The sequence below is a fragment of the Streptomyces sp. NPDC006487 genome, assembly GCF_042870555.1.
GTDB lineage: Bacteria > Actinomycetota > Actinomycetes > Streptomycetales > Streptomycetaceae > Streptomyces.
The window spans coordinates 273,964-290,067 of the sequence record NZ_JBIAHN010000010.1; the positions used below are offsets into that span (position 1 = coordinate 273,964).

General features: G+C 72.6%; 11 protein-coding genes and 1 pseudogene. 9 read left to right on the forward strand and 3 right to left on the reverse strand.

Annotated features, from left to right (window positions below):
- The first annotated feature begins 144 nt into the window (after nt 1-144).
- The 3 genes from ACFYM0_RS19515 to nudC all read left to right on the forward strand — a co-directional run bounded on the left by ACFYM0_RS19515 (nt 145) and on the right by nudC (nt 6,706).
- Nucleotides 145-4,227 carry a UvrD-helicase domain-containing protein gene (locus ACFYM0_RS19515; protein WP_388503050.1) on the forward strand — a complete coding sequence of 1,361 codons (4,083 nt, stop codon included), beginning with the start codon at nt 145-147 and terminating at the stop codon, nt 4,225-4,227.
- A 10-nt stretch (nt 4,228-4,237) separates the two neighbouring features.
- Nucleotides 4,238-5,647: a dipeptidase gene (locus tag ACFYM0_RS19520; RefSeq protein WP_388502872.1), complete on the forward strand. Its 1,410-nt coding sequence runs from the start codon at nt 4,238-4,240 to the stop codon at nt 5,645-5,647.
- Between the two features lie 105 nt (nt 5,648-5,752).
- Nucleotides 5,753-6,706, forward strand: coding sequence for an NAD(+) diphosphatase (gene nudC / locus ACFYM0_RS19525; protein WP_388502874.1), 954 nt, complete (start codon nt 5,753-5,755; stop codon nt 6,704-6,706).
- A 192-nt stretch (nt 6,707-6,898) separates the two neighbouring features.
- Here the strand turns inward: nudC and ACFYM0_RS19530 are convergent.
- Nucleotides 6,899-6,985, reverse strand: a pseudogene (locus tag ACFYM0_RS19530) (aldo/keto reductase); the annotation flags it as partial.
- Nucleotides 6,986-7,035: 50 nt separating this feature from the next.
- A complete protein-coding gene (locus ACFYM0_RS19535) occupies nt 7,036-7,296 on the reverse strand; it encodes a mycoredoxin (protein ID WP_327254846.1) in 261 nt (86 codons plus the stop codon).
- Nucleotides 7,297-7,505: 209 nt separating this feature from the next.
- Here ACFYM0_RS19535 and ACFYM0_RS19540 point away from each other — a divergent pair, with 209 nt between their 5' ends.
- The 5 genes from ACFYM0_RS19540 (at nt 7,506) to ACFYM0_RS19560 (ending at nt 11,387) form a co-directional block, all read left to right on the forward strand.
- Nucleotides 7,506-9,671, forward strand: coding sequence for an ATP-dependent DNA helicase UvrD2 (locus tag ACFYM0_RS19540; RefSeq protein WP_388502877.1), 2,166 nt, complete (start codon nt 7,506-7,508; stop codon nt 9,669-9,671).
- 169 nt (nt 9,672-9,840) lie between these two features.
- Nucleotides 9,841-10,197, forward strand: coding sequence for a hypothetical protein (locus ACFYM0_RS19545; RefSeq protein ID WP_388502879.1), 357 nt, complete (start codon nt 9,841-9,843; stop codon nt 10,195-10,197).
- Between the two features lie 168 nt (nt 10,198-10,365).
- Nucleotides 10,366-10,737: a WhiB family transcriptional regulator gene (locus ACFYM0_RS19550; protein WP_214949242.1), complete on the forward strand. Its 372-nt coding sequence runs from the start codon at nt 10,366-10,368 to the stop codon at nt 10,735-10,737.
- The gene (locus ACFYM0_RS19555) at nt 10,734-11,066 is read left to right on the forward strand and encodes a hypothetical protein (protein ID WP_388502882.1); all 333 of its coding nucleotides are present in this window, start codon (nt 10,734-10,736) and stop codon (nt 11,064-11,066) included. Before ACFYM0_RS19550 ends, ACFYM0_RS19555 begins: the two co-directional genes overlap by 4 nt.
- Nucleotides 11,067-11,180: 114 nt before the next feature.
- Complete coding sequence (locus tag ACFYM0_RS19560) at nt 11,181-11,387, forward strand: hypothetical protein (protein ID WP_243336061.1); 207 nt, start codon at nt 11,181-11,183, stop codon at nt 11,385-11,387.
- 33 nt (nt 11,388-11,420) lie between these two features.
- Here ACFYM0_RS19560 and ACFYM0_RS19565 read toward each other — a convergent pair whose 3' ends face one another.
- Nucleotides 11,421-12,752 (reverse strand): ABC1 kinase family protein, encoded by a 1,332-nt coding sequence (locus ACFYM0_RS19565; RefSeq protein WP_388502885.1) that lies wholly within the window; start codon nt 12,750-12,752, stop codon nt 11,421-11,423.
- Between the two features lie 224 nt (nt 12,753-12,976).
- On the opposite strand from ACFYM0_RS19565, the gene ACFYM0_RS19570 reads away from it, so the two are divergent.
- Nucleotides 12,977-16,099 (forward strand): tetratricopeptide repeat protein, encoded by a 3,123-nt coding sequence (locus ACFYM0_RS19570; RefSeq protein WP_388502888.1) that lies wholly within the window; start codon nt 12,977-12,979, stop codon nt 16,097-16,099.
- Nucleotides 16,100-16,104 lie beyond the last annotated feature (5 nt).

The window sequence follows — 16,104 nt, forward strand, 5'->3', positions numbered from 1 at the left end:
GCCGGCACCCCGGCCGGAGCAGCCCGGCACCACAGCCCGGCACCGCAGCCCGGCACCGGCCCGTCGCCGGGTCGGGCGGGCGGGACTGTCAGAGGGGGCGGCTAGCCTTTTCACGTGTCCGCGCGTCCGTCCGTCCCGCCGTCCCTGCCGCTCTCCCCGCCCGCGAGAGCGCCGCAGGCACCGGCCCTGACCGATCCCGAGCAGCTCAAGGAGCTCCTGGGGATCCCCTTCACGCCCGAACAGATGGCATGCGTCACCGCCCCGCCCGCCCCGCAGGTCATCGTGGCCGGCGCCGGCTCCGGCAAGACCACCGTCATGGCCGCCCGCGTGGTCTGGCTGGTCGGCACCGGCGCGGTCGCACCCGAGCAGGTCCTCGGCCTGACCTTCACCAACAAGGCCGCCGGCGAGCTGGCCGAGCGGGTACGGACCGCCCTCGCGCGAGCCGGAATCACCGATCCGGACCCCTCCCCGGCCGAGGCCGACTCCGCGGGCGGCGAGCCGCGCATCTCCACGTACCACGCCTTCGCCGGACAGCTCCTCAAGGACCACGGCCTGCGCATCGGCCTGGAGCCCAGCGCCCGGCTGCTCGCCGACGCCACCCGCTTCCAGCTCGCCGCCCGCGTCCTGCGCGAGGCCCCCGGGCCCTACCCGTCCCTCACCAAATCCGTTCCCGACCTGGTCAGCGACCTGCTCGCGCTCGACGGGGAGCTCTCCGAGCACCTCGTACCGCCGGAGCGACTGCGCGCGTACGACACGGAGCTGCTCTCCGCCCTCGCGGATGTGAAGCTGAGCAACGAGGACCTGCGCAAGGTGCCCGAGGCGGTCCGCGGCCGCCTCGAACTCCTCGAGCTCGTGTCCCGCTACCGCGCCGCCAAACGCTCCCGCGACCTCCTCGATTTCGGCGACCAGATAGCCCTCTCCGCGCAGCTCGCCACCACCCGGCCCGAGGTCGGCGCCCTGCTGCGCGAGGAGTTCCGCGTCGTCCTCCTCGACGAGTACCAGGACACCTCGGTCGCCCAGCGACTCCTGCTGTCCGGGCTGTTCGGCAAGGGGTCTCCCCGGGACGGAGTCCCAGGGGAAGGGACAGGGCACGCGGTGACGGCCGTCGGCGACCCCTGCCAGGCCATCTACGGCTGGCGCGGGGCCTCCGTGGCCAACCTGGACGACTTCCCCGAGCACTTCCCGTACGCCGACGGCAGTCCCGCCACCCGCTTCTCCCTCAGCGAGAACCGGCGCAGCGGCGGCCGCCTCCTGGACCTGGCCAACGAGCTCGCCGCCCCGCTGCGCGCCATGCACGAGGGAGTCGAGGCCCTGCGCCCCGCACCGGGTGCGGAGCGCGACGGCTCCGTCCGGTGCGCGCTGCTGGAGACCCACGCCCAGGAGCTCGACTGGATCGGCGACTCCATCGCCCACCTGGTCCGTACGGGAACCGAGCCGCGCGAGATCGCCGTACTGTGCCGCTCGGGCGGGGACTTCGCACGGATCCAGGCGGTCCTCGTCGAGCGGGACGTCCCGGTCGAAGTGGTCGGCCTGTCCGGCCTGCTCCACCTCCCGGAGGTCGCGGACCTCGTCGCCGTCTGCGAGGTCCTCCAGGACCCGGGAGCCAACGCCGCGCTCGTCCGGCTGCTCATCGGGCCGCGCTGGCGGATCGGCGCCCGCGACCTGGCGCTCCTGGGCCGGCGCGCCCGCGCCCTGATCGCCCGCTCCGCCCCCTCCTCCTCCGACGACGACCGCCTCGCGGCGGCGGTGGAGGGCGTGGACCCGGCGGAGATCGTCTCGCTGGCCGACGCCCTGGAAACCTTCCTGGACGGAGCGGGCCAGTCCGCCCCCGACCAGCTGCCCTTCTCCGCCGCCGCCCGGGTCCGCTTCGCGCACCTGGCCCAGGAACTGCGAGACCTGCGCCGTTCCCTCTCGGACCCCCTGATGGACGTCCTGCACCGCGTCCTGTCGACGACCGGCCTCGACGTGGAGCTGGCCTCGTCCCCGCACGCGCTGGCGGCCCGCCGCCGGGAGACCCTGTCGAGCTTCATGGACGTGGCGGCCGGCTTCGCCTCCCTCGACGGCGAGGCCTCCCTCCTCGCCTTCCTCGGCTTCCTGCGCACGGCTGCCCAGTACGAAAAGGGCCTGGACCACGCCCTCCCCGGCGGAGAGAACACCGTCAAGGTCCTCACGGCCCACAAGTCCAAGGGCCTGGAATGGGACGTGGTGGTGGTCCCCGACCTCTCCGCCGGCTCCTTCCCGAAGGAGAAGGCCCCCGAGGCCTGGACCTCGTACGCGAAGGTCCTCCCGTACGCCCTGCGCGGGGACGCGCCGACCCTCCCGCCCACACCGGAATGGACCTCGCCGGGCCTGCGCGCCTTCAAGTCGGCCCTCAAGTCCCACAAGGCCGTCGAGGAGCTCCGCCTCGGCTACGTCACCTTCACCCGCCCGCGCTCTCTCCTGCTGGCCTCGGGCCACTGGTGGGGCCCGACCCAGAAGAAGCCGCGCGGCCCGTCCTCCTTCCTCTCCGCCCTGTACGCACACTGCGCCGCAGGCCACGGCGAGATCGAAGCCTGGGCCGACACCCCCGCCCCGGACGCGGAAAACCCGGCCCTCGCCACGGACTCCACCCCAGACCACTCCTGGCCCCTCCCCCTGGACCCCACCTCCCTCACCCTCCGCCGCCGGGCAGCCACCCTGGTCGAGTCCTACCTCCACCCCACGCGCCGGCACGCCCCGAGCGCCGCGGGCTACCCGGGAACTCCGGGCCACCGGGGCGCAGCGGGCTACCAGGGGACCCCGGATGACCCTGAGTACCGGGCTTCCCAGAACCACCAGGCCTCCCCGGAGGACCCCTACCTCTGGCCCCCGCATTGCGAAGACCCCGCCTACGACGAGGAGCCCCCGGCCCCCTGGCCGGACCCGGCCGACGAACCGGAGCCCCCGGCCCCCTGGCCGGACCCGGCCGACGGACCGGAGCCCACGACCCGCCCTTGGCCGGACCCGGCCGACGGGCCTGCGGGTACGACGCGCCCGTGGCCGGACCCGGCCGACGGGGCCGCAATGGCGGACGCCCCGTGGCCTGACCCGGCTGACGAACCGACCGCCGCGGAGGCCGCCCGGCCGCAGGCCGGGGCGGGCCGGGGCAGGGCCGTGCCCGCCGCCGCAGGCGGGACCCCGCAGGGGGTCCGGGGCGCAGCCCCGGTTTCGGGAAGGGGCGGGGTGGGGGAAGAAGAAGCCCCCCCGACCCCGGACGACCTGTGGCCGGAGGACGGCAACTGGGCCGAGCCCAAGCCCCGCCCGCGCTCCGCCGCGCCCGCGCCCGCCCCCGAGGACCTGTGGCCGGAGGCCGAAGCCCGGCCGCGCCCGGCCGCGCCCGCCGACGACCTGTGGCCGGAGGCAGAGGCCGGGGACGGCGACTGGGCCGCGGCCCAGCCCCGACGCCGCCCGGCGGAGCCAGGCCGCACCGACGACCCGTGGTCGGAGGCCGGCCCCAACCCCGGCCCCCTCACGCCCGAGGACGCAAGAGCCATCGCCTCCTGGGACCGCGACCTCGACGCCCTGGAGGGCGAACTCCGCCGAGCCCGCGAGGTCGTCCGCGACGTGGAGCTCCCACCCGCGCTCTCCGCGAGCCAGCTGCTCCGCCTCGCCTCCGACGAGCAGGGCTTCGTACGCGACCTCGCCCGTCCCATGCCCAAGCCCCCGCAGCCGGCCGCCCGCCAGGGCACCCGGTTCCACGCCTGGGTGGAGTCCCGCTTCGAGGAGCTCCCGCTGCCGCACCTCGACGTCCTCGACCCGCTCACCGACCTGCCCGGGGCGGCAGCCGGGGACGCCTCCGACCAGGACATCGCCGACGAGGCCGACCTCGACTCCCTCAAGGCGGCCTTCGAGCGGAGCCCGTACGCCGACCGGACCCCGTACCGCATGGAGGTCCCGGTCCAGCTGACCCTCGCCGGCCGGGTGATCCGCGGCCGGATCGACGCCGTCTACCGCACCGCGGAAGACGGCTACGAGATCGTCGACTGGAAGACCGGCCGCACCACCGAGGCCGACCCCCTCCAGCTGGCCGTCTACCGCCTGGCCTGGGCGGAGGCCACGAACACCCCCCTCTCCCAGGTCACGGCAGTGTTCCTGCACGTCCGCAGCGGCCGCGTGATCCGCCCCCGGAACCTTCCCGACCGCGCTCGTCTTGAGCAGATCCTCCAAGGCAAAACGGACACGGAAAGCGACCATCGAACGGACGGCTAGGCTCGTGGCCATGAGCGACACCCCGGCGGACAGCGTCGTCCGCACGTACATCGAAACCCACCGCGCGGCCTTCCTCGACGACCTCGCCGACTGGCTCCGCATCCCCTCCGTCTCGGCCCAGCCCGAGCACGCGGACGACGTACGGCGCAGCGCCGACTGGCTGGCCGCGAAGCTCAAGGAGACCGGTTTCCCGGTCGCCGAGGTCTGGCAGACGGCCGGCGCCCCCGCCGTCTTCGCGGAATGGCCGAGCCAGGACCCCGCCGCCCCCACCGTCCTCGTGTACGGGCACCACGACGTGCAGCCCGCGGCCCTCGCCGACGGCTGGCACACCGACCCGTTCGAGCCGGTCGTCAAGGACGGCCGGATGTACGGGCGCGGCGCCGCCGACGACAAGGGACAGGTCTTCTTCCACACCCTCGGCGTCCGGGCCCACCTCGCCGCGACCGGCGCGTCCGCCCCCGCCGTGCACCTCAAGCTGATCATCGAGGGCGAGGAAGAGTCCGGTTCCCCGCACTTCCGCGCCCTCGTGGAGCGCGAGGCGGCCCGCCTCGCCGCCGACGTCGTGATCGTCTCCGACACCGGCATGTGGTCCGAGACCACGCCCACCGTCTGTACCGGCATGCGCGGCGTCGCCGACTGCGAGATCGACTTCTTCGGCCCCGACCAGGACATCCACTCGGGTGCCTTCGGCGGCGCCGTGCCGAACCCGGCCACCGTCGCCGCCCGCCTCGTCGCGGCCCTGCACGACGCGGACGAACGGGTCACGATCCCCGGCTTCTACGACAACATCGCCGAGCTCACCGACGCGGAGCGGGCGCTGATCGCCGAGCTCCCCTTCGACGAGAGCGAGTGGCTCCGTACGGCCAAGTCGTACGCGGCCTCGGGCGAGGCCGGCTACTCCACGCTGGAGCGCGTCTGGGCCCGCCCGACCGCAGAGGTCAACGGCATCGGCGGCGGCTACCAGGGGCCCGGCGGCAAGACCATCGTGCCCGCCTCGGCGCACCTGAAGCTGTCGTTCCGCCTGGTCTCCGGGCAGGACCCGTACGAGGTCGAGACGGCCGTGACGGCCTGGGTCGCGGAGCGCGTCCCGGCCGGGATCCGGCACGCCGTCACCTTCGGCGCTCCGACCAGGCCGTGCCTGACCCCGCTGGACCACCCGGCGCTGCAGTCGGTCGTACGCGCCATGAGCAGGGCATTCGGCGAGAAGGTCCGCTTCACCCGCGAAGGCGGCTCGGGGCCGGCGGCCGACCTCCAGGACGTGCTGAACGCCCCCGTCCTCTTCCTCGGGATCTCGGTGCCCTCCGACGGCTGGCACTCGCCGAACGAGAAGGTCGAGCTCGACCTGCTCGCCAAGGGGGTCGAGACGGCCGCCTACCTCTGGGGCGACCTGGCCGCCCACTGGAAGCCGGCGTCCGCTTGACGACACCACAGACACCACCGGCGCCGCAGGCGCCTTACACGCCGCACACGCCACCGCACACCCGTCCGTCCTGCTGAGCCTGCCTGTGTCCCGCCACCGGGGGAGTTGGAAGTACCTGTGAGCACCCATACCGAGTCCGAGCGCCCGATCTCGCTGGCCGCGCCCAGCGGAATCGACCGCGCCGCGCACCACCGCCTCGACGAGGCGTGGCTCGCCGCGGCGTGGAGCCACCCCAGCACCCGTGTCTTCGTCGTCTCGGGCGGCCAGGTCCTGATCGACGACGCCCCCGACGGCGGCACCGCGATCGTCATGACCCCGGCCTTCGAGGCCCCGGTCACCGAGACCCACCGGTACTTCCTGGGGACCGACGAGGACGGCGTACGGTACTTCGCGCTGCAGAAGGACTCGCTGCCCGGCCGCATGGACCAGTCGGCCCGCCCGGCCGGTCTGCGCGAGGCCGGAATGCTGCTCTCCGCGCGGGACGCCGGGCTGATGGTGCACGCGGTGGCGCTGGAGAACTGGCAGCGCATGCACCGTTTCTGCTCCCGCTGCGGCGAGCGCACGGTGGTCGCCGCGGCCGGGCACATCCGCCGCTGCCCGGGCTGCGGGGCCGAGCACTACCCGCGGACCGACCCGGCCGTGATCATGCTGGTCACCGACGACCAGGACCGCGCGCTGCTGGGCCGCCAGGTGCACTGGCCCGAGGGCCGCTTCTCCACCCTCGCGGGGTTCGTGGAGCCGGGCGAGTCGATCGAGCAGTCGGTGATCCGCGAGGTGTGGGAGGAGGCGGGCGTCAAGGTCGGCGAGGTCGACTACGTCGCCAGCCAGCCCTGGCCGTTCCCGTACAGCCTGATGCTGGGCTTCACGGCGCGCGCCGTGACCTTCGACATCGAGGTCGACGGCGACGAGATCCAGGAGGCCCGCTGGTTCTCCCGCGACGACCTGCGCACGGCGATCGAGTCCGGCGAGGTCCTCCCGCCGGCGGGCATCTCCATCGCGGCCCGCCTGGTCGAGCTCTGGTACGGCAAGCCGCTCCCCAAGCCGGTCACGACCGCCTGACCCGGCCCATCCGCATACCGGCGAAGGCCCCCGCTCCGGCGGGGGCCTTGGTGGCTCACGCCTGCTCGGCCTGGCCTGCCTGCTCGCCCTGGCCGGGCCGCTCACCCTGGCAGGGCTGCTCGCCCTGGCCGGGCCGCTCGGACAGCCGGCCGAGGCGGACGCGCTGGGCTCCGGTCAGCCGGAGGCCCTCCGCGGGTGCAGGGCCTCGGCCGGCAGCTCCTCGTTGGCGCCCCAGCCGTACATGCAGGCGGTGCCGATCAGCGTGACGCCCAGCTCAACGCAGAAGCCCCCGCCTGGGCGGGGGCTTTCCGTGCGTGGTGTTCAGCACATCAGACGGCGAGGGCCTGCTTGACCTGGGCCAGGCTCGGGTTCGTCATGACGGACTCGCTGCCCGCGGAGGAGGTGACGAGCACGGTGGGAACCGTCTGGTTGCCGCCGTTCGCCTTCTCCACGAACGCCGCGGACTCGGGGTCGAGCTCGATGTTGATCTCGGTGTAGGCGATGCCTTCACGGTCCATCTGGCTCTTCAGCCGACGGCAGTAGCCGCACCAGGTCGTGCTGTACATCGTGACCGTTCCCGCGTCCTGCATGCTGCGCTCTCCATTCGTGGGTGCTCGTCGGCCCGGTTGGCCCGAGTGGTTGAACGTACGGGACCGCGCGCCCATTCCCGCCCGCTCCCGCCCGCCCGCGGGAGGGCGCCCGTACCCCGCTCCGGTACGACCATGTGCCCGTCGGACGAGCGGGGGCGGCCTGTGGACGGATTTCCCGGCCTCCCCACGAGACCTGGCAGCATGGCGGGGTGACATCAGCAACGCACTCCTCATCCTTCACGCCCGGCGCCGATTCGGCCGACGCGGTGCTCCTGGGCCTGGACCCGGAGCAGCGCGAGGTCGCGACGACCCTGCGCGGGCCGGTGTGCGTGCTCGCGGGCGCCGGCACGGGCAAGACCCGGGCGATCACCCACCGCATCGCCTACGGGGTCCGTTCCGGCCAGCTGATGCCGGCGAGCGTGCTGGCCGTCACCTTCACCAACCGGGCCGCCGGCGAGATGCGCGGCCGCCTGCGCGAGCTGGGCGCGGGCGGGGTGCAGGCGCGGACCTTCCACTCCGCCGCCCTGCGCCAGCTCCAGTACTTCTGGCCCAAGGCGGTCGGCGGCGACGTGCCGCGACTGCTGGAGCGCAAGATCCAGTTCGTCGCCGAGGCGGGCGCGCGCTGCCGCATCCGCCTCGACCGGGGCGAGCTGCGCGATGTCACCGGAGAGATCGAGTGGGCGAAGGTCACCCAGACGGTGCCCGCCGACTATCCGGCGGCCGCCCGCAAGTCCGGCCGCGAGGCCCCCCGGGACCTGGCCGAGATCGCCCAGATCTACGGGACGTACGAGCAGCTCAAGCGCGACCGAGGCATGATCGACTTCGAGGACGTGCTGCTCCTCACGGTCGGCATCCTGCAGGACCGCCACGACATCGCCGAGCAGATCCGCACCCAGTACCAGCACTTCGTCGTCGACGAGTACCAGGACGTCAGCCCGCTCCAGCAGCGGCTGCTGGACCTCTGGCTCGGAGAGCGCGACACCCTCTGCGTGGTCGGCGACGCCAGCCAGACGATCTACTCCTTCACCGGCGCCACCCCCGACCACCTGCTGAACTTCCGCACCAAGTACCCGCAGGCCACCCTGGTCAAGCTGGTCCGCGACTACCGCTCCACGCCCCAGGTGGTCCACCTCGCCAACGGGCTCCTCGCCCAGGCCAAGGGCCGCGCCGCCGAGCACCGCCTGGAACTGGTCTCCCAGCGCGAGACCGGCCCCGACCCGGTCTACGCCGAGTACCCCGACGAGCCCGCCGAGGCCGAGGGCATCGCCCACCGGATCCGGGACCTCGTCGCGGCCGGCGTCCCGGCGGGCGAGATCGCCGTGCTCTACCGCATCAACGCCCAGTCCGAGGTCTACGAGCAGGCCCTCGCCGACGCCGGAGTCCCCTACCAGCTGCGCGGAGCCGAGCGCTTCTTCGAGCGCGCCGAGGTGCAGAAGGCGATCCTCGCCCTGCGCGGAGCCGCCCGCTCCGGCGGCAACGACCGGCTGCTCGACGACGTCGTGGAGCTCGGATCCCAGGTCCGGGCCGTGCTCAGCTCCACCGGCTGGACCAGCGCACCGCCCGCTGGTTCCGGCGCCGTCCGCGACCAGTGGGAATCGCTGGCCGCGCTGGTCCGGCTCGCCGAGGACTTCGCGCGCAGCCGGCCGTCCGCGACCCTGGCCGACCTGACGGTCGAGCTGGACGAACGCAAGGCCGCCCAGCACGCCCCGACCGTCCAGGGCGTCACCCTCGCTTCGCTGCACGCGGCGAAGGGCCTGGAGTGGGACGCCGTGTTCCTCGTGGGCCTGACCGACGGCATGATCCCGATCACCTATGCGAAGACGGACGAGCAGGTCGAGGAGGAGCGCCGGCTGCTCTACGTCGGCGTCACCCGCGCCCGGCACCACCTGACGCTCTCCTGGGCCCTCTCCCGGACTCCTGGCGGCCGGGGGTCCCGACGCCCCAGCCGCTTCCTGAACGGCCTGAGGCCGGGCTCCCTGGCGCCGGGAAGCGGGCCGGGCGGTCCGGTCGAGCCCGGTGCCCGCAAACGGGGCCGCCGCGGACCGGCCGTGTGCCGGGTCTGCCGCAAGACCCTGACCGACGCCGGCGAGCTGAAACTGATGCGCTGCGAGGACTGCCCCTCGGACATGGACGAAGGGCTCTACGAGCGGCTGCGCGACTGGCGCGCCGTCCAGGCGAAGGAGCAGGGCATGCCCGGCTACTGCGTGTTCACGGACAAGACGCTGATGGCCATCGCGGAGGCCGCACCCTCGCAGGAGGGAGAGCTCTCGATGATCTCCGGCGTGGGTGCCCGGAAGCTGGAGCGGTACGGAGCGGACGTGCTGGCCATCTGTGCAGGTGGGGAGCCCGGGACGGAAGATCCTGGCGACGCGTAGAAACTCGTCGGAAAAATAGTTTGCACATGCCCAGCGAAGCCCCATAGGTTCTTAGCAACGGAAACGGTGGCTTCTCCGAAGCCCCCGATTCGTGCTGTACTTATCCGAATACGCATGGGACCAGGCCTCCGGGCCGAAGTCCCCGAGACGCCGAGAGGAGGCGAGACCAGTGACCAGCTTCATCACCACCACCAAAATGACCGATCGCTCGGTCGCCGCTTCCTGCACTCTCGGTTCCTCCACGCTCCTTGCCCTCACGGGTACCGGTCTGCCGGTCACCGGTCTGTCCGCCGTCTGCGCTGACAGCTCCGTCCGGCCCGCCGCGTCGAGCGCGCTGCCGATTCGTGAGCGCAATGAGCGACCGATCCAGGCACCGGTGGCAGTAATGGCAGCAGAAGCCCAGGCGCATGGCGCCTATGCCTTTGCGGCCGCAGCCGGTGCCGGATCCAAGACGCAGCAGACGAAGAAGCAGCACCACCTGATGTGGGCCTACCGCGGGCTCGAACCCTGGAGTGATCCAGTCTGATCTGACGATCAGACCGGCGCCTTCAGGGCCGCGGAACCCCACCCGGGATCCGCGGCCCTTCTGTTTGTCCCCGAACAGGGGACGACGGACCGAAGGGGCGAGGTACCCCAGCCGCCCCCGGCCGACCGGCCGGAACGACTAGACGAACAAGACGAGGAAAAAACCACCGTGCAACTCGAAGCGCACGCCCCGTCCGTACCGAAGACCCAGACCCTCTCCCCGCCCGCAGTCCCGGAGGACTCCACCTTGACCCCCCTCACCGCGCTCACCGCGCTCGACGACGCCATCGAGAACCTCGGCGTGCCCGTCGCCTGTCGCACCTACGACCCCGAGGTCTTCTTCGCCGAGTCCCCGGCCGACGTCGAGTACGCGAAGTCCCTCTGCGGCACCTGCCCGCTGGTCGAGGCCTGCCTCGCCGGTGCGCTGGAGCGCCGCGAGCCCTGGGGTGTCTGGGGAGGCGAGCTCTTCGTCCAGGGTGTCGTCGTCGCCCGGAAGCGCCCCCGTGGCCGTCCGCGCAAGAACCCGGTCGTTGCGGCATGACCGCCCACGGAACCATCGACCGCCCCCTGACGCACGACCCCCTGAAGCAGGCCCTCATGTCCCCCCACGCCACCACGAGCGAGCAGCCGCACGGCTCCGCCACCGCAGACTTCATCACCGCCGGCGCGATCACCTCGCGTCAGAACAGGACCCGCGAAATGCAACTCATCCCAGAAGCCATGGCTCGTGCCCATATGGACGACCGCATGCGTGAGGTCGACGCCGAGCGTCGCGCCGTGCGCCTGGTCGCCGCGCGGCGCATGCAGCGCCGAGCCGAGCGCGTCTCGCTGCGCGCCCGGCGCGCGCTGGCCATGGCCGTCATGCACTAAGGCAGAGCTGGAAGACGGCTCGAAACACACCACCGGGGGGACCGGCCCGAACGGGCCGGTCCCCCCGGTGCGTTGCGGACCGCCCGCCGGCCGCCGCGGGGATATCGTCTGGAGGTGGACCAGCCGACTCCCCACCCGGCACCGCCGGGAACCGAGGCCCCGCCCGTCGTCTGCGCGCGCTGCGGCGCCCAGTCCCCGGCCGGCGCCCCGCCCACCTGGACCTGCTCCGTGGAGAACGGGACCAGACAGTACTTCTGCGTCGACTGCGCGCGTGCGAACCTTCGCGCCATCGAAGGCCGCCTCGACTCCGCCTGGTGGTGAACGCCCGTCCGCGCCCGCCTGCCGCGGCCCGGCTCAGGCCTCGTCGGGCGGGAATCCCGGCAGCCAGGAGTCCAGTTCCTCGCGGAGCCTGACCGTGGCGCCGAGCTGGCACAGCACCCCGATGGTGCTCAGCGTCACCCGGTGGATCAGCAGGTAGGAGGGCGGCAGGTTGATCTGCCGGCCCAACTGGTGCGCGGGGGAGCGGGGATCGGCGATCCGCGCGGCCTGGCCGCGCAGCCAGGTCCGCGTGAAGGTGAACTCCTCGGCCTCGGCCGGTTCGAGCATCGGCCTGAGGTAGTCGAGCACCGCGCCGGCTTCCAGCTCGATGGACTCGCGCACGAACCCTTCCGCGCGCAGGTGCCCGTAGACCCCTTCGGCATCGGCGTCCAGAGCCATCCGCAGTGACCGGCCGATGGGCTTGGGCCAGCCGCCCGGCAGCCGGTCGACGGTCCCGAAGTCCAGTACGCCCAGCCGCGTCCGGCCGTCCGCACCGGCGATCAGCCGGAAGTTGCCCGGGTGCGGATCGGCGTGCAGCAGCCCGGTGCGCGCGGGGCCGGAGAAGAGGAACCGGGCCAGCAGCTGTCCGGCGCGGTCGCGCTCCTCCTGGGTGCCGTCGGCGATCACCTCCGACAGCGGGGTTCCCTCGATCCAGTCGGTCACCAGCACCTGGTCGCCCTGGTGCACCACGTCCGGCACGACCACGTCCTCGTCGCCGTCGAAGGCGTCCGCGTGCGTCCGCTGTGCCTCTGCCTCCAGCTCGTAGTCCAGCTCTTCCGAGACCCGGTCGCGCAGCTCCTTGATCAAGGGCTTGATGTCCATGCCCGGGATCAGCGGCCCGAGCAGTCCCGCGAACCGGCTCAGCTGCTTCAGGTCCGACAGCAGGGCCTCGCCGGCCCCCGGGTACTGGACCTTGACCGCCACCTGGCGGCCGTCGTGCCAGACAGCCCGGTGCACCTGCCCGATCGAGGCCGCCGCCGAGGGCTTGTCCTCGAACTCCTCGAACAGATCCCGCCAGTCCGCGCCGAGCCGCTCCGACAGCACCTGGTGCACCGTGGCCGCGGGCAGCGGCGGGGCGGCCTCCTGCAGCTTGGTCAGCGCGGCCCGGTAGGGCCCGGCGACTTCCTCGGGCAGCGCCGACTCGAAGACCGAGAGCGCCTGGCCGAACTTCATGGCGCCCCCCTTCAGCTCTCCCAGTACACGGAACAGCTGCTCGGCGGTGCGCTGCTGGAGCTCACGCGCCACTATCTCCGCCGACTTGCCGCCGATCCGCTTGCCGAGCCCCCAGGTGGCCCGGCCCGCTATGCCGAGCGGCAGCGCGGCCAGCTTGACGGTACGGGTGACCGCCTTCCGGGGAAGATCAGACATGAGCCCCTCCAATTCCCAGACAGCTGAGCCGCAAGCGGCGTTCGGGGGAGTCCTCCGAAGGCCTTTCCGGCCAAAGGCATCCTGTCATGGCCCCTGGCGACCACCCCGGCCGAGTCTCCTGCCGGGAACCCTGCGGGAATCCACCGGTCGGCGGACGGCGGCCGCCCCCATGGGACAGCATGGTGGTGGAGCGGGCCGCGCAATGCCGGTGGAAGGACTGGGGGATGGCGGGACGGGGACCTTCGAGGCAGGAGCTGATCCGGCGACGCCGTTCCATCGGCTTCATCGGCAGACAGGGCGAGGTCAGCGCCTTTCGCGAGGCCCTCAGACAGCCCCCCGAGGAAGCGGCGCAGTTCCTCTTCCACATTCGCGGCCCCGGCGGTGTCGGCAAATCGACCCTGGTGCGGCATCTGGAGACCATCGCCCGCGAGTCCGGGGCGGTCACCGCGTACGTGGACGAGTCGGCCGCGGACGTCATCGAGACGATGGAGGCCGTCAGCGCCCAGTTCGCCCAGCGCGGCCTGGCCATGAAGGGCTTCGACAAGCTGCTGACCACCTATCGCCAGCGCCGGCACGAGGCCGACGCCGGAGTCCTCGCGGCCGCCACCGGGCCCGACCCGGTGCCCGGAGGGCCCCCGCCGCCATCCCCTTCCAGCATGATCGCCTCGCAGCTCGGCCTCGCCGGGCTCGGCATGATCCCGGGCGTCGGTGCGCTCACCGGCGTGGTCGACCCGAACCAGGTCGCCGCCGGCGCGGACCGGGTCAAGGCCCTCCTCAGCACCCGACTGCGCAGCCACGGAGACGTGGAGCTGGTCCTCTCCCCGCTGGACACGCTGACCCCGGTGTTCCTCGAAGACCTCGCCGAGGTGGCACGCAAACACCCGTGGATCGTGCTCTTCTTCGACACCTACGAGCGCACCGGCCCCATGCTGGACACCTGGCTGCGCGACGTACTGGGCAGCGAACGCTACGGGGAGTTCCCCGCGAACGTGCTGGTCACCCTGGCCGGACAGTCGAAGCTGGCCGCCCGCACCTGGGAGGACTGGCACGACCTGGTCACCGACTGGCCGCTGGAGGTCTTCACCGAGACCGAAGCACGTCTCCTGCTCACCGGAAAGGGAGTCACCGACGAGCGGGTCGTGGAGGTGATCCTGCGCCTGTCGGGCCGGCTTCCGGTCCTGGTCTCGACCCTGGCCGAGACGCAGCCGGGCACGGTGGAGGAGGTGGAGGAGATCGGGGACCCGAGCGGCACCGCCGTCGAGCGGTTCCTCAAGTGGGTGCCCGACCCCGCCCGCCGGGCCGCGGCCCTGGCCTGCGCGTTCCCGCAGGAGCTGGACGAGGACGTCTACCGGGCCGCGGTCGAGGAGGAAGCGGCCGAATTCTTCGGCTGGCTCCGGTCGATGCCCTTCGTCACCGACCGCTCGGGTCACTGCCGCTACCACGAGGTGGTCCGCGGCGCGATGCTGCGCCTGCAGCGCAGGCAGTCCCCGATCCGGTGGGAGCAGCTCCACACCCGCCTGGCCGACGCCTTCCGGCGGCGCCGCGAGCACCTGGAGCAGGCGACGGCCCCGGCCGAGGGGTGGTGGTCGGACGAAACCTGGCGCGGCCACCGCCTGCAGGAGGCTTACCACCGCCTCTGCGCCGACCCCCGCACAGCCCTCCCCGCCCTGCTCCGGGACCTCGTCGACGCCTACGACCACGGCATCACCACCCTCCGCCGCTGGACCGCCGTCCTGGCAGCGGCGGGCCGCGACACGGACTCCCCGGACCTCACCCGCTGGTCCCGGGACCTCGGCACGGCCCTGGACCAGCCGGCCCCGGGGGTAGCGGCGTTGACGCTGCTCCTGGCCCGCGGCGGACTCGCCCCCGAAGGGCGGGCCATGGCCCTGACCCTGCGCGGCCGGGACCACCGTCGTGCCGAGGAGTACGCACAGGCCCTGACCGACTACACCGATGCCGTCACGGTGAACCCCCGCGCCGAGCGCGCGTACTCCGGACGGGCCGTGACACACATGCTCACATCGAGCGACGACGCGGCGATCGCGGACTACACCCGGGCCATAGAGCTCGATCCGGGCCGGGTCTCCAGTCTGGTCAGCCGGGGGATGCTGCACCACTGGGCCGACAGGTTCGAGGAAGCCCTCGCCGACTTCGACCTCGCTCTCGCGCTCCTCCCGGACGATCCGACGGTGCTCTGCCGCCGTGGAATCACCTATCAGTTCATGGCCCGTTACGAGGAGTCCCTGGCCGATTTCACGCGGGGACTCGCCGGTCAACCCGCCGACGAGGCCTCGATCTTGGTGGATCGCGCGGTCACCCTTGAGTCGATGGGCCGCCACGAGGAGGCGTTCGACGACTACAGGCAGGCCATCGAGCTCTCCCCTGACGACGGCTGGGCCTTCATCCGCCGCGGCCTCGCGCTGCGAAAACTGGAGCGCTATGAAGAGGCCCTGGCCGACATCACGCGGGCTGTCCAACTGAGGTCCGACGACGCCTGGACCGTTACCTTGCGAGCCGACATGCACCGCAGACTGGGGCAGCACGAGGATGCGTTGACGGACTACGCCAGGGCGGTGGAGCTCGACCCGGGCTCCGGCTGGGCCCACGCCGGCCGCGGCGAGGTCTTCCTGTCGCTGGAACGGTACGACGAGGCCTTGCACGAATTCGGGCGCGCCATCGCCCACGAGCCGGACCTGCCTTTGGCGTTCCTCCTGCGCGCGATGACGTGGTTGAAGCTCGGCCGGTTCGAGTCGGCTCTCGCGGACTACGACCGCCTTCAAGAGATCAGCCATGAGAGGGGGTGGGGCATCAGACGGAGAGGTGACTGCCACCGCGTGCTCGGCGCGTACGAGGAAGCCCTGGCCGACTACGGCCGGGCGGTGGAGCTCCTTCCCGCCAGCGCCTCCACACTGACTGCCCGCGGTCTGACCCACCGTCTGCTCGGCCACTACGACGAGGCGCTCGACGACCTCGCCCGTTCCATCGGCCTCGATCCCCACGACGCTTGGACGCACTACGAGATGGCCGTGGTCAAGACCTGGCTCCGGCACCCGGACCGTGACCACCACCTGACGCGCGTGGTGGAACTGCGGAGCTCTGCGGACGCGGAAGCACCGGGCGTCCTCGAAGCGGACAGCCTCCTGCTCGCCCACTGCCTGTGGCCGCATTGGGAGCAGGCCGAGCAGCGCCTCGCGGAGTTTCTCGCGGACACCCCGACCCCCGGGCAGCTGAGCGCGCTGATCGTCAATCTCCGCAGCCTCGTCCTCGTGGTCCCCTCGGCCGGCCACCGCATCGCGCGGTTCTGCCAGGTCGTCGAAGAGAGGATCGCGGCGCCCCCATTCCAGTAGCCCCC

What these genes read in the sequence shown, in the direction of transcription:
- ACFYM0_RS19520 (WP_388502872.1), top strand. Translation starts at nt 4,238, where the DNA reads ATGAGCGACACCCCGGCGGACAGCGTCGTCCGCACGTACATCGAAACC.
- ACFYM0_RS19535 (WP_327254846.1), bottom strand. Translation starts at nt 7,296, where the DNA reads ATGCAGGACGCGGGAACGGTCACGATGTACAGCACGACCTGGTGCGGC.
- ACFYM0_RS19555 (WP_388502882.1), top strand. Translation starts at nt 10,734, where the DNA reads ATGACCGCCCACGGAACCATCGACCGCCCCCTGACGCACGACCCCCTG.
- ACFYM0_RS19565 (WP_388502885.1), bottom strand. Translation starts at nt 12,752, where the DNA reads ATGTCTGATCTTCCCCGGAAGGCGGTCACCCGTACCGTCAAGCTGGCC.
- ACFYM0_RS19570 (WP_388502888.1), top strand. Translation starts at nt 12,977, where the DNA reads ATGGCGGGACGGGGACCTTCGAGGCAGGAGCTGATCCGGCGACGCCGT.